At 71.7% G+C, this 13,635-nt stretch carries 12 protein-coding genes; 9 read left to right on the top strand and 3 right to left on the bottom strand.

Features of this window, described 5'->3' with window-relative positions; all coding sequences use genetic code 11:
- The first annotated feature begins 783 nt into the window (after positions 1–783).
- From ACFY1P_RS00795 to ACFY1P_RS00785, 3 genes are all read left to right on the top strand, one after another.
- Positions 784–1,566, top strand: a complete 783-nt coding sequence (locus ACFY1P_RS00795; RefSeq protein ID WP_361531036.1) for an ABC transporter ATP-binding protein — start codon at positions 784–786, stop codon at positions 1,564–1,566.
- A gap of 47 nt (positions 1,567–1,613) precedes the next feature.
- The gene (locus ACFY1P_RS00790; protein ID WP_390749270.1) at positions 1,614–4,145 is read left to right on the top strand and encodes an ABC transporter permease; all 2,532 of its coding nucleotides are present in this window, start codon (positions 1,614–1,616) and stop codon (positions 4,143–4,145) included.
- A gap of 314 nt (positions 4,146–4,459) precedes the next feature.
- Entirely contained in the window at positions 4,460–4,672 is a 213-nt protein-coding gene (locus ACFY1P_RS00785; RefSeq protein WP_390749269.1) for a hypothetical protein, read from the top strand.
- A gap of 67 nt (positions 4,673–4,739) precedes the next feature.
- On the opposite strand, the gene ACFY1P_RS00780 is transcribed toward ACFY1P_RS00785, so the two are convergent.
- Positions 4,740–4,874: a hypothetical protein gene (locus tag ACFY1P_RS00780; protein ID WP_361531006.1), complete on the bottom strand. Its 135-nt coding sequence runs from the start codon at positions 4,872–4,874 to the stop codon at positions 4,740–4,742.
- 338 nt (positions 4,875–5,212) lie between these two features.
- Between ACFY1P_RS00780 and ACFY1P_RS00775 the strand changes: the two genes are divergently transcribed.
- Positions 5,213–5,734 carry a hypothetical protein gene (locus ACFY1P_RS00775; RefSeq protein WP_390749268.1) on the top strand — a complete coding sequence of 174 codons (522 nt, stop codon included), beginning with the start codon at positions 5,213–5,215 and terminating at the stop codon, positions 5,732–5,734.
- A gap of 10 nt (positions 5,735–5,744) precedes the next feature.
- Here ACFY1P_RS00775 and ACFY1P_RS00770 read toward each other — a convergent pair whose 3' ends face one another.
- Complete coding sequence (locus ACFY1P_RS00770; RefSeq protein WP_390749267.1) at positions 5,745–7,118, bottom strand: cation:dicarboxylate symporter family transporter; 1,374 nt, start codon at positions 7,116–7,118, stop codon at positions 5,745–5,747.
- A gap of 138 nt (positions 7,119–7,256) precedes the next feature.
- Here ACFY1P_RS00770 and ACFY1P_RS00765 point away from each other — a divergent pair, with 138 nt between their 5' ends.
- The 5 genes from ACFY1P_RS00765 (at position 7,257) to ACFY1P_RS00745 (ending at position 13,155) form a co-directional block, all read left to right on the top strand.
- Positions 7,257–8,930, top strand: a complete 1,674-nt coding sequence (locus tag ACFY1P_RS00765; RefSeq protein ID WP_361531015.1) for a sensor histidine kinase — start codon at positions 7,257–7,259, stop codon at positions 8,928–8,930.
- The gene (locus ACFY1P_RS00760) at positions 8,927–9,625 is read left to right on the top strand and encodes a response regulator (protein ID WP_390749266.1); all 699 of its coding nucleotides are present in this window, start codon (positions 8,927–8,929) and stop codon (positions 9,623–9,625) included. The genes ACFY1P_RS00765 and ACFY1P_RS00760 overlap by 4 nt, the downstream gene beginning before the upstream one ends.
- Before the next feature lie 101 nt (positions 9,626–9,726).
- Positions 9,727–11,100 carry an extracellular solute-binding protein gene (locus ACFY1P_RS00755; RefSeq protein ID WP_390749265.1) on the top strand — a complete coding sequence of 458 codons (1,374 nt, stop codon included), beginning with the start codon at positions 9,727–9,729 and terminating at the stop codon, positions 11,098–11,100.
- A 1-nt stretch (position 11,101) separates the two neighbouring features.
- Positions 11,102–11,998, top strand: a complete 897-nt coding sequence (locus tag ACFY1P_RS00750; protein WP_361531024.1) for a sugar ABC transporter permease — start codon at positions 11,102–11,104, stop codon at positions 11,996–11,998.
- A gap of 83 nt (positions 11,999–12,081) precedes the next feature.
- Positions 12,082–13,155 (top strand): alpha/beta hydrolase, encoded by a 1,074-nt coding sequence (locus ACFY1P_RS00745; protein ID WP_390749264.1) that lies wholly within the window; start codon positions 12,082–12,084, stop codon positions 13,153–13,155.
- Between the two features lie 19 nt (positions 13,156–13,174).
- Here the strand turns inward: ACFY1P_RS00745 and ACFY1P_RS00740 are convergent, their stop codons facing one another.
- Complete coding sequence (locus ACFY1P_RS00740) at positions 13,175–13,588, bottom strand: MmpS family transport accessory protein (RefSeq protein WP_361531030.1); 414 nt, start codon at positions 13,586–13,588, stop codon at positions 13,175–13,177.
- Between the last annotated feature and the right edge of the window lie 47 nt (positions 13,589–13,635).

The following is a 13,635-nucleotide window of genomic DNA, read 5'->3' as shown; positions in this document are numbered from 1 at the left end:
GGGGGGGGGGGCCGGGGGCGCGGGGGGGGGCCGCCCCCCGGCGCGGGGGGGGGGGGGGGGGGGGGGGGCCGGGGGGGGGCGCCTCCGGGCTGGGGACCTGGAACGCGGTGCGGGCGCCGTCTCGCGTTTTGGGTGCCCTGATACACGCACCGCGTTCCAGAACCCCACCCTCCGACCCCACCCCCTCCCGCCGGAGGGCGATATGAAGGTCCGTTCCGGGCAGCAACCAGCCTGTCCGGCGTTTGAGGACCAACGCGGCGAAGCCGTGTTGTGGGGTCTGGGGCGCAGCCCCAGGCTTCCGGGCACGCCATTCTTTTCTTTCAGCCCGTTGGGGGCACCCCCGGACGGAGTCTGGGGGAGGTAGCTGGGGGAGGCAACGGACCCGCAGCTCGGGGTCTGGGGCGGAGCCCCCCACGCGGCGGAGCCGCACATGAGATGCAGCCGGGAAGGGGCGGGGTAGGGGAACAAAGCCCGCCGCAGGCGCCCACCCACCCGCACCCGGGGGGCCGGGGCGCGTGCCCCGGGGCGGGAAGGGGCGGGGTGGGGCCGCGCGCCCCAGCTGGCGCCCGCCCGCCTTCAGGATGACCGCCTACATCTCCGGTACTACGGCCCCCCACCCGACTCACCCTCCAGACCACCCCCAGAAACGAGCCGTACGGCTGAGGCCCGCCCCACCCCCGCCACCCAGAATTGGAGGAGTTGATTCCGGCCATTGCGGCCATCCCCAGAACCCCCACCGACCCCCTCCGGAGGAGCCCCGTGTCGCACGCGGCCGCTTTCCCCATCGGCGCCCAGCCCACTGGCGCCCACCCCGCCGCCACTCCCGCCCGCGCGGCCGCCAGTGCCACCGGCCTGAGCAAGGTCTACGGGCAGGGCGAGACCGAGGTGCGCGCGCTGGACGCCGTCTCCGTGGAGTTCCGGCGTGGTGAGTTCACCGCGATCATGGGGCCTTCCGGGTCCGGGAAGTCGACGCTGATGCACTGCATGGCGGGGCTCGACTCGGTCTCCTCCGGTTCAGCGCGGATCGGCGACGTCGAGCTCGCGTCGCTCGGTGACCGGCAGCTGACCAGGCTCCGCCGGGACAAGATCGGTTTTGTCTTCCAGGCGTTCAACCTCCTCCCGACGCTGACCGCGCTGGAGAACATCACCCTGCCCATGGACATCGCGGGCCGTAAGCCGGAGGCCCAGTGGCTCAACATGGTCGTCGAGACCGTCGGCCTCTCCGGGCGGCTCACGCACCGGCCGGGCCAGCTGTCCGGCGGCCAGCAGCAGCGCGTGGCCGTGGCCCGCGCGCTCGCCGCCCAGCCCGAGATCATCTTCGCGGACGAGCCGACCGGCAACCTCGACTCCCGCTCCGGCGCCGAACTCCTCGGCTTCCTCCAGGAGTCCGTGCGCGCCCTCCAGCAGACGATCGTCATGGTCACCCACGACCCGGTCGCCGCCTCCTACGCCGACCGCGTGGTCTTCCTCGCCGACGGCCGCATCGTCGACGAGATGCGCGAGCCGACTGCTGACGCGGTCCTGGACCGCATGAAGCAGTTCGATGCCAAGGGCCGTACGAGCTGACGCAGCCGTACCCTCCCGCTCGCCTTCTCCCCGGACCAGGACCGACCATGTTCCGTACCGCCCTGCGCAACCTCCTCGCGCACAAGACCCGGCTGATGATGACCGCGCTCGCGGTCCTCCTCGGCACCGCCTTCGTCTCCGGCACGCTCGTCTTCAGCGACTCCGTCGGCAGCGCGTTCCGCAGCAAGACGGCCAAGAGCCTCGACGACGTCGCCGTCTCGGTGACCCCCGGCCCGCCCCGTACCGGTGCCAAGGACGGTGTCCTCGACGCGCGGGTGGTCGAGCGGGTGCGCGCGCTGCCCGGCGTCACATCCGTACGCCCGTCGGTGGGCGGCACCGTCACCGTCGCCGACAAGCACGACAACCCCGCGGGCAGCGAGTGGGGCAGCTCCGGCGCCAACTACGTGCCCGGCAAGGACGGCAAGGACAGCCGTTATCCGCTGAAGTCCGGCCGCGGGCCCGCCTCCGCCGGCGAGATCGTCCTCGACACCCGGACCGCGGAGAAGGCCGGCGTGAAGCCCGGTGACACCGTGCGGTTCGCGATCGACGGGCCGGTCATGACCAAGAAGCTGGTCGGCACGGTCGGGACGGACGACCCGCGGGTGGGCGCGGGCGGCAGCCTCGCGCTCTTCGACACCGCCACCGCGCAGAAGCTCTTCGGCAAGCCGGGCGAGTTCGGCGAACTCGTCGTCTCCGCCGCGCCCGGCGCCGACCAGAACGCGCTGACCCGCGAGGTCAAGGCCGCCCTGCCCGCCGGCTTCGAGGCGCAGAGCGGCAAGGAGCTGGCCGCGCAGCAGTCCAAGGCCATCGACCAGGAGACCAGCTCGATCCGCAAGACGCTCCTCGTCTTTGCCGGGATCTCGCTCTTCGTCGGTGTCTTCATCATCGCCAACACCTTCACCATGCTCATCGCGCAGCGCACCCGGGAGATCGCGCTGCTGCGCGCGGTGGGTGCCTCGCGCCGTCAGGTCGTACGGTCCGTGCTGATCGAGGCTGGCCTGCTGGGTCTGGCCGCCTCCGCGGCGGGCTTCCTCCTCGGCCTCGGCATAGCCGTCGGCCTGCGGGCCGTGCTCAACGCGGGCGGCGCCCAACTCCCCGACGGGCCCCTGGTCGTGGAGCCCACCGCCGTCGCGTCCGCCCTCGGCGTCGGCTTCCTGGTGACCGTGCTCGCCGCCTGGCTGCCCTCCCGCAAGGCCGCGCGGATCGCGCCCGTCGAGGCCCTGGCCGCCGTCGACCAGGCGCCCGCGCCCCGCGGCCTCGTCGTACGCAACTCCATCGGCGCCGTCCTCACCGGCCTCGGCGTGGCCGCCATGCTCCACGTCACCACCCTGCGCGACAGCGGCGGCCTGACCATCGCCATGGCCGGCTCCGCGCTCACCCTCGCGGGCGTGATCGTGCTGGCCCCGCTGCTCTCCCGCCCGTTCGTCGCCCTCTTCGGCAAGCTGACCGGCCGGCTGACCGGCATCAGCGGCAAGCTCGCCAAGGAGAACGCGCTGCGCAACCCGCGCCGCACCGCCGCGACCGCCTCCGCGCTGATGATCGGCCTCACCCTGATCACGGGTCTGACCGTGACCGCGGTCTCCGCGAACCAGGGCGTGGACCGGATGGGCAAGCAGGACCTCACGGCCGACTACAGGGTCAGCTCCACCAGCTACCTCGGCCTCTCGCCCGACGTCGCCAAGACACTCGCCGAGCGGCCCGGCGTCGCGGCCGCGGTCCCGCTGCGCATGACCGGCTTCCAGTCGAACGGCGAGCCCGCGGGCATCCAGACCGGCGACCTCGCCGCCCTCGGCGAGATCACCGACCTGCACGTGACCAGCGGCTCCCTCGCCGACGTACGCGGCAAGGAAACCGTCGCCGTCTCCCGGCCGTACGCCGAGAAGCACGGCCTGAGGATCGGCTCCACCCTGCCGATGGACTTCTACCGCGGCGGCACCGCGAAGCCGCGCGTCGTCGCCGTCTACGCCGAGAACGACGTACTCGTCGATACCCTCGCCGCCCCCGCCCTCGTGGACCCGCTCCTCGACCGCGTGCGCGACGACGCCGTCTACCTCAAGGCGGCCCCCGGCCAGGCCGGCAAGCTCCCCGCCGAGGTCAAGAAGGCCATGGGCGGCAACCCCATCATCAAGGTCGAGAGCCAGGACGACCTGCGCCGCGCGTCCGCGGGCAGCATCGACTCCGTCCTCTACATGCTCTACGGGCTGCTCGGCATGGCCGTCGTCATCGCCGTCATCGGCGTCGTCAACACCCTGGCCATGTCCGTCTTCGAGCGCACCCGCGAAATCGGCATGCTCCGCGCGATCGGCCTCGCCCGCACCGGCGTCAAGCGGATGGTCCGCCTGGAGTCCATCATGATCGCGATGTTCGGCGCGGTGCTGGGTGTGGGCGTAGGCATCTTCCTCGCCTGGTCCGGCGGCCACCTGCTCCGCTCGTCCTTCCCCACGTACGAGATGGTCGTCCCGTGGGCGAGGATCGCGATCTTCCTGCTGCTGGCGCTGGCGGTGGGCGTCCTGGCGGCGGTGTGGCCGGCGCGGCGGGCTTCGCGGCTGAACGTGCTGGAATCGATCGGGTCGCAATAGCGGTTCGGCTCCTGCCGGTTGGGCCCCGAGTCCGTACCCATGGGTATGGACTCGGGGCCCAACCGGGTGATCGCGCCGGGGCGAGGGCCGTCACGGCGGCACTCCGGCTCCTGCTTCGCCCCGCGGGTCCCGAGCTGACGCGTGCTGTCGCTGCTCATCGGAAGCCGGGTGGCTTTCTCGGCAGCGATCTTGCGGATATTGCCCAGTACGTCAGGCGCCCGGTCGAACTCCTCGTCGGTGATGTCCACGCCGGTCAGGCGTCGCGTCACCGCACGATCGGCCGCGAGCCGCTCGGCGCGTTGCACGGCCGTCGGGTGCTCCGCGGTCAAGGCGTCGATCAGTCGGCCGAGGCTCATGCCGCGCTCTTCGGCCAGCTCGGCGAGGTGCTCGCGGGTCTCCCGCCGGACCCGGATCGTCACGAATGCGATGACGTCACCACCGGCCTTCTTGAGCAGCTGATCCAGGTCCACTACAGCGCACTGCCCAGTGCGCTACCGTGTGAGGAGAAGCCCGCCGCAGACTGGTAGCGCATGACTGCGACGGGCAGCCGAAATAGGTGCATCGTCGGGGCCTAATGGGTTTAGGCCCCGCCGGTCACACCCTGCCGATCGTCACCCAGACGAGCCCGATGATGGCCACCAGCAGTTCTACCCAAGGGGTTACTGCCTGTACCCGGTGCTTCGTCCGCTGCCAGTCGATCCGCTGCTTCGGCTTCCTGTGACGCGTCATACTGCGCCTTTCCTCAGGTCGGAGCTCGCCGACTGCGAGGCTCCACGAGGGAACCTCGGACGCGGCGGGTAGCGCCGACCCCGTCCGAGGCCCCCGGATGGAGTCCCGAACCGTCGAGCCGACCCGGAGGTCAGACTCAGCGCTGATGCATCACGTGGGGGACACTACCGGCCCGTGTGCTCAACTGACCTACGTTTCCCGGGTTTTACGGGGGACGGGTGATGTCACCATGTTGACGCCGTCGCCCATCTGCGACCGCAAACAGAAGCGCATGACACCCCGCCCCCGCAGGCGTACGCCCCGCGTCCTACATTGGGCGCCGCACCACAGGAGGGGCCATGAGAGACGCTTCGAGCGGGACCATACGTTTCGGCAGTGCGTTCATCGTCGTCGTCGGGATCACCGTCGTCGCGCTCGGCGCGGTGAACTCCGCTCACGCCTCCGGGCTGTTGGGGACGCACGGCACCTTCACCGTGCGGCGGTGCGAGACCAGTAAGACCTCGCGTGGCGGCACCTCCACCGACTGCTTCGGGAGCTTCCGGTCCGCTGACGGTAAGGCCGTGAAGGACAACGCCGAGCTCGACGTGGCGTACGCGACGGGCAAACAAATCCGCGCCTCATGTGGTTTTCCCGATATGTGCTACAAGCTCGATGCCACCGACGCCATCGGCTGGTTCGCCGGGCTGCTGGCCGCGTTGACGGCCCTGTGCTTCGCGGGGCCGCAGCTGGTGCACGGTGCCGCCTGGCGGGGGGAGGGGCACCGCAGGGGGCGCGCGGTGCAGAACCGGCTGCTCAAGTCGCTCTTCTGGAGTGCCGTCGGCAGCGGCGCGATCGCCGTGGCGTGCGCCGTCGCCACCTGACAGCCGGGGATCACACCCCCGCCGCCTCCCGCCGCTCCGGCGCCGGCGCGCCGTGGTCGTCCTCGCCCGCCAGCGAGGTCTCGTCGAACGGCAGGCGGCCGCCCAGGACCTCGTGGCAGCGGGCGCTGTCGATCTCCTTCGTCCAGGTGCCGATGAGGATCGTCGCGACCGCGTTGCCCGCGAAGTTGGTCAGCGCGCGGGCCTCGCTCATGAAGCGGTCGATGCCGACGATGAGGCCGACGCCGTCGACCAGTTCGGGGCGGTGCGACTGGAGGCCGCCCGCGAGCGTCGCCAGACCCGCGCCGGTCACGCCCGCCGCGCCCTTCGACGCGACGATCATGAAGAGGAGCAGGGAGACCTGCTGGCCCACCGAGAGCGGCTGTCCCATCGCCTCGGCGACGAAGAGGGACGACATCGTCAGATAGATGGCGGTGCCGTCGAGGTTGAAGGAGTAGCCCGTCGGCACGGTGATGCCGACGACCGGGCGGCTGACGCCCAGGTGCTCCATCTTCGCGATCAGGCGCGGCAGCGCGGACTCCGAGGAGGAGGTGGAGAGGATCAGCAGGAACTCCCGGCCCAGATACTTCAGCAGGGCGAAGACGTTCACGCCCGCGACCAGCCGGAGCAGCGTGCCGAGCACCACGATCACGAAGAGCAGACAGGTCGTGTAGAAGCCGATCATGATGACGGCGAGCGACTTGAGCGCGTCCACGCCCGTCGCCCCGACCACGGCGGCCATCGCGCCGAACGCGCCCACCGGCGCCACCCACATCACCATGGACAGGATGCGGAAGACGAGCTTCTGGACGTGCCCGATGCCCCGCAGCACCGGCTCGCCCGCCGTGCCCAGCGCCTGGAGCGCGAAGCCGGAGAGGAGCGCCACCAGCAGCGTCTGGAGGACCTGGCCGCCGGTGAAGGCGGAGACCATCGTCGTCGGGATGATCCCGAGCAGGAAGTCGGCGGTCGACTCGCTCGCGCCCTTGGCCTGCGCCGCGCCCGCGTGCCGCAGCGACTCGGTCAGGTGCAGCCCGCTGCCCGGCTCCAGGATGTTGCCGACCACGAGACCGATAGCGAGGGCGACGGTCGACATCACGAGGAAGTAGCCGAGCGCGAGGCCGCCGACCGCGCCGACCTTGGCCGCCTTGCGCACCGAACCGACACCCAGCACGATCGTGCAGAAGATGATCGGCGAGATCATCATCTTGATGAGGTTGACGAAGCCGGTGCCGAGCGGCTTCAGCTCGACGGCGACGCCCGGCGCGGCGAACCCGACCGCGATGCCGGCGAGCACCGCCGCGATCACCGCGAGGTAGAGGTAGTGCGTGCGGTCTCCGCCGCCCGTACGGCGGCCGGGCGGTGACTGCGCGGCGGACTGCGTGGCCATGGGTCTCTCCCGTTGTAGCGGCTCCGGAACGCCCCCTCTCCCGACGAGTGGGGCTCCGGCGACTATGCACGCCCATGTGACTGCGGTCACCCTTGCGTGCATTACGTTCATGGCCCCGCCCAGGTCAGACTGTCCGCCATGCGCAAACCCCGCATACGCCGCCCCCACAGCCTGGCCGGCCGGCTCTTCGCGACGCAGACCGTGCTGGTCGCCGTCGTGGTGGCCGGCTGCGCGGCCTTCGCGTACGCCTCCGACCGCGGCCAGGCCGAGGACTCCGCGCGCCGCCAGGTGACCGCGGCCGCGGCGGCCGTGGCGGCGTCCCCGGCCGTGCGGGACGCGGTGCGGGCCGCGGACCCGGCCGCGGGGCTCCAGCCGTACGCGGAGCGGGTGCGCCACGACACCGGCGTCGACTTCGTGACCATCATGGACCGGGACGGCACCCGCTGGACCCACCCCGACCCGGACCGCATCGGCGAACGCTTCCTCGGCCACACCGGCCCCGCGCTCGACGGCCGGATCTTCTCCGAGACGTACACCGGCACGCTGGGGCCCTCCGTGCGCGCCGTCGCGCCCGTCACCGACGGGCGGCGCGTGATCGCCCTCGTCAGCGCGGGCATCACCGTCGACGCGATCAGCGCCGGCGTCAGCCGGGAGCTCGTCGGGCTGCTCGGCGTCGCCCTGGGCGCGCTCGCGCTCGGCGGCGCCGGGACGTACGTCCTCAACGCCCGGCTGCGCCGCCACACCCACGGCATGAACGCCACCGAGCTCGGCCGGATGCACGACTACCACGAGGCCGCGCTGCACGCCGTGCGCGAGGGGCTGCTGATGCTGGACGGGCAGCGGCGCATCGCGCTGATCAACGACGGGGGACGGGAACTCCTCGGCCTGGACGGCGAGGTGATCGGCCGCCGCGTCACCGCGCTGGGCCTGCCGCCCGCGCTCACCGACGCCCTGCTCTCGGCCGAGCCGCGCCTGGACGAACTGCACCTGACCGACGACCGCGTCGTGGTCGTCAACACCTCGCCGGTGTCGGGCGGGGAGCGCAGCGGCACGGTCGTGACCCTGCGCGACCACACGGAACTCCAGGCCCTGTCGGGCGAGCTGGACTCCGTGCGCGGCTTCGCCGAGGCGCTGCGCTCGCAGGCGCACGAGGCCGCGAACCGGCTGCACGCCGTGGTGTCCCTCATCGAGCTCGGCCGCGCCGACGAGGCCGTCGACTTCGTGACGTCCGAACTCGAACTCGCCCAGGCCCTCACCGACCAGGTCGTCGCCGCCGTCGCGGAACCCGTGCTCGCCGCGCTCCTCCTCGGCAAGGCGGCCCAGGCCAACGAGCACGGCGTCGAGCTCCTCCTCGCCCCCGACACCCGCGTCGACGACGGCCTGCTGCCCGCCGGCCTCCCGGCCGGGGACCTGGTCACGATCCTGGGCAATCTGCTCGACAACGCCGTGGACGCGGCCACCGAGACCCTCCGGGCGGAGGCGGTGCCGTACGAGGCGGCGGAAGGGCCCGGCCGCCGCCCCCGCGTCACCGTCACGCTGCGCGCCGAGGCGGACGAGCTGCTGATGCGGGTCGCCGACAACGGCCCCGGTGTCGCGCCCGAGGCGGTGGACGAGGTCTTCCGGCGGGGCTGGACCACCAAGGCCGACCAGGCGCAGGGCACCGCCGTGCACGGGCGCGGCCTCGGGCTGGCGCTCGTGCGGCAGGCGGCCCGGCGCAACGGCGGCACGGTCGCGGTCGCCGACGTGCCGGGCGGGGGAGCGGAGTTCACCGTACGGCTGCCGCTGCCCGTACGGGAGGAGGTGCGCTCGTGAGCGTCCCGCAGCCGGCCGCCCGGCCGATCCGCGTACTCGTCGTGGAGGACGACCCCGTCGCCGCCGCCGCGCACGCGCTGTACGTACGGCGCGTGCCCGGCTTCACCGTGGCCGGGGTGGTGCACACGCGGGGCGATGCCTCGCAGTTCCTCAAGCGGACCCCCGTCGACCTCGTCCTCCTCGACCTCTACCTCCCGGACGGGCACGGCTTCCAGCTCGTGCGCTCCCTGCGTTCCGCCGGGCACGGCGTCGACGTCATCGCGGTGACGTCGGCGCGCGACCTGGCGGTGGTCCGCGAGGGCGTCTCGCTGGGGGTCGTGCAGTACGTCCTGAAGCCGTTCACCTTCGCGACCCTCCGCGACCGGCTCGCGCGCTACGCGGAGTTCCGGGCTGTGGTCGGCGAGGCCAGCGGGCAGGAGGAGGTCGACCGCGCGCTCGCCGCCCTGCGCGCGCCCCAACCGGCCGCCCTGCCCAAGGGGTTGAGCCTGGACACGCTCCAGGCGGTGACGGCCGCGATCCGCGAGGCGGGCCCGGAGGGCGTGTCGTCGGGCGCGGCGGCGACGGCGCTGGGCATCTCGCGGATCACCGCGCGCCGCTATCTGGAACACCTCGTCCACACGGGCCGCGCGGCCCGCGCCCCGCAGTACGGGCAGGTGGGACGGCCGGAACTGCGGTACCGCTGGCTGTCTGGCTAGCGCCGTCACCTGGGTCCGGGGCGGCGGCCCGGTTCGGGGAGGGGCGGGGCGGGAAAACACCGCACGCGTGTCGCAACCCCCGCCCTCCCGTAGGAGGTACCGTGCGCCCCACCACCCCCGCGCTCCTCGCCCTCACCACCGTCCTTGCCCTTGTGCCCCTCGCCGCCTGTGGCGGGAGCCACAGCGACCCCGACACCGTGAAGGTCGCCTACCAGCGCACCACCGACAACAAGAACCGCATCCTGGACGACTACCTCGCCGAAGTGCGGAAGCAGTTCGAGCGGGAGCACCCGGGCAAGAAGATGCGCCTGATCCCCGTACAGGCCGCGCAGGCCGACTACTACTCCAAGGTGCAGCAGATGATGCGGTCCGCGAAGACCGCGCCGGACATCGTGCGCGAGGACACGTTCGTCATCAACTCGGATGTGAAGGCGGGCTATTTGAGACCGCTGGACGACAAGCTGTCCGGCTGGAAGGACTGGTCCCGCTTCGCGCCGTCCGCGAAGGCCGCGGTGAAGGGGGAGGACGGCAGGACCTACGGAGTGCCGGACGGCACGGACACCAGGGGACTGTGGTTCAACAAGGAGCTCTTCGCCAAGGCCGGCCTGCCCACCGACTGGCGGCCGCGCACCTGGCAGGACGTGCTCGACACCGCCCGCACGCTCAAGCGCGCGCTGCCCGGCGTGATCCCCCTCAACGTCTACACCGGCAAGGGCCCCGGCGAGGCCGCGACCATGCAGGGCTTCGAGATGCTGCTGTACGGGACCGTGACGGGGGACGCGGCCGGGAAGGACCCGCTCTACGACGCGGACGCGACGAAGTGGATCGCCGGGAGCCGGGGCTTCGAGGACGCGCTGGAATTCGTCCGGACCGTCTACGCCGAGAAGCTCGGGCCGGACCCCTCGGACGCGCTGGACCCCAACGTCGACAGCCACGTGGCCACCGAGTGGATCCCCTCGGGCAAGCTCGCCATCGACCTGGACGGCAACTGGCTGGGCAAGAACTGGCTGCCGTCCGGCGGCAAACCGTGGCCGCGGTGGTCACAGGTGATGGGCCAGGCGCCCTTCCCCACGCAGCACGGCGCGGCTCCCGGCGCCGTCAGCATGTCGGGCGGCTGGGCGTGGTCGGTCACCGCGAGGTCGGGGAAGGCGGATCTGGCCTGGCAGGCCGTCGAGACGCTCCAGACCAAGGACAACGCCGTGAAGTGGGACGTGAAGGACGCGGGCATCGCCGTGCGGGACGACGTGGCGGCGGACTCCGCCTATCTCACGTCGATGCCGGGGGTCGGCTTCTTCACCGGCCTGGTCAAGGACACCCACTACCGGCCCGCGCTGCCGGTCTACCCCCAGATCTCCAGCGCGATCCGCGAGGCCATGGAGTCGGTCACCACGGGCGACGCCACGGCCGCGCGGGCCGCGGCGCGCTACGCCGCGGCGCTGAAGTCGATCTCCGGCGTGAGCGTCGAGGAGCGCTGAGGTGACCGGCGCCGGATCCGCCTCGCCGCGCCTTCGCCACCGTCGGAGGACGGCGCTCCGGTGGCTGCCGATCGCCCCGGCGACGACCTTGCTGCTGCTCTTCCTCGCCGGGCCCATCGCGTACTGCGTCTATCTGGCCTTCACCGACACCCAGTTGACCGGGCAGGCGTCCGCGTCCTTCGTGGGGCTCGCCAACTTCCGGCGCGCGTTCGCCGACGAGGCCTTCCGGAACGCGGTGTTCCTGACCTTCGTCTTCACGGTGCTCTCCTCGATCGTCGGCCAGAACACCCTGGGCTTCGCGCTCGCGGCGCTGATGCGCCGGGCGTCGCGGCCCGTACGCGCGCTGACCGGCTCGATCGTGATCGGGGCGTGGGTGCTCCCGGAGATCGTGGCGGGCTTCCTGCTCTACACCTTCTTCAACCGCCGCGGCACCCTGAACGCCGTCCTCGACTGGCTCCATCTGCCTACCCAGAACTGGCTGTTCACCCTGCCGATCCTCGCCGTCTCCTTCGCGAACGTGTGGCGCGGCACCGCCTTCTCCATGCTCGTCTACTCCGCCGCCCTGTCCGAGATCCCGCGCGACATCACGGAGGCGGCGGAGGTCGACGGCGCCAGCGGACCACGGCGGTTCTGGCACATCACGCTGCCGATGATCCGCCGCTCGATCGCCACCAATCTGATGCTCAACACGCTCCAGACGCTGTCGGTCTTCGGCCTCATCTGGGCGATGACGCGCGGCGGGCCCGGCGACCGCAGCCAGACGCTGCCGGTGTTCATGTACGACCAGGCGTTCCTGAAGTCCCTGATCGGCTACGGCACGGCGATCGCCCTGCTCCTGCTGCTGGTGGGGGCGCTCTTCTCGGTGGTGTACCTGAGGCTGATGCGAGACGAGGTCTGAGCCGTCCGGGCATCCCCTCCCCGGCATCCCCCGGATGCCGGGGAGCGCGGGCGCGTGCGCGGAATCCGTGTGTTCATGGGTATGTGGTGTACGTCAGCCGGGGCCGCCGCCGGGCGTCGCGCGCCCGACGCGGGCTCGTCGGGGTGGCGTCCGTGGTCGCGGCCGGGCTGATCGCGTGGCTCGCCATGAGCTACTTCGAGATACCGCCCTTCACGGACAAGGGGGATCCCGTCACCTACGGCGCGGCCGAGGAGCGGAGCGCGCCGCCCGCGGACGCGGGGACGCTGATGCCGACCGGTCCGGCCGCGGAGTTCGCGAACGTGCGGACGCTGGACGACGGCACCCACATCAGCGTCGTCACGCTCGACGGAAGGAAATCCGGGTTCAAGGGCAAGGTGTGGGTGTGGGCGCCCAAGGAATACACGGACGAGCGGAAGTTCGCGCGGAGCGGTTTCCCGGTGCTGATCGCCCTGCCCGGCGGTCCCGGATACGGCACCAATTACTGGATGGGCGGCTTCAGGCTCCAGGAGAACATCGCCCAGTGGTACGAGGAGGGCAAGAGCCGGCCGTTCCTGCTGGCCATGCCGGTGCTCAATCCGGGGCCGGACGACAAGGGAATCTACTGGGACGGCAGTGACATACCCGGCCAGCCGAAGATGGGCACCTGGCTCACCGAGGACGTCCCGGACTTCATGAGGGCGAATTTCCGCACCCTGAAGTCGCGTGACGGCTGGGCCTTCATGGGGTCCTCCACCGGTGGCTTCGCGGGCCTGAAGGCTGTGCTGAAGCATCCGGACACCTTCAAGGCCGTCATAGCCAACGGCCCGGACATCGTGCCCGACTCCCCCCTGTGGCGCGGCCATGAGAAGGAGATGCGGGAGAACGACCCCGAAGTGCTCGCGAAGCGGCTGATCGCCGCCAAGGGGCCGGACGTCTATCTCGCCTTCCAGGTCGGCACCCGGGAGAGCAACAGGAAGACGCTGCCCAACGTCCGCGATTTCATCGCCACTTACGGGAAAGGGCCCGTCCACACCTATCTGCACGTCATAGAGGGCGGCAAGCACGACGGCGCGTCGTACGCCCCCAACCTGGGCCGCGGCCCGATCCAGTGGATCAGCGAACGGATGGCGGGCCCGACGCCGGCCGCCACCGGCTGACCGGGCCGCTCGCCCGTCCTCAGGCGATCGGGGAGACCGCCACGCAGGACGCCGGCGTCGAGGCGTCCTTCGATGTCGCGGACTTGAGGACCTTGCCCTTGTGGGTGATCCGGCAGGTCACCTCCGCGCCGTCCGCCGTGCCGGTGGCCTGGACCGTGGGGGCGGCGATGCCCTTGAGGGTGACCGTCTTCTTCCAGGGCAGCCCGGCGTCCGCGACGGTCTCCAGCTGCGGCTCCCTCGCCGTGCCCTTGCCCGCGTTGAAGTCGACGGAGGCGGTGCCGGACCCGGCGATCTCGTACGTCACCTCGTAGGTCTCCTTGACCGCCTTGTCGACGCTCTCGGTCACCTTCTCCTCGGCGGCGCCGCACGCGGCGAGGGCCAGTGCGGAGCCGGCGACGGCCAGGGCGGACAGGGTCTTGCGGGTGCGCTGCACGGAGGTTCCTTCGACGTCAGGGAAAGCAGAGGCCATCAAATCGCAAA

The sequence above is a fragment of the Streptomyces sp. NPDC001407 genome (assembly GCF_042895325.1).
Lineage (GTDB): Bacteria > Actinomycetota > Actinomycetes > Streptomycetales > Streptomycetaceae > Streptomyces.
This window is presented reverse-complemented; position numbering and strand designations above follow the sequence as displayed.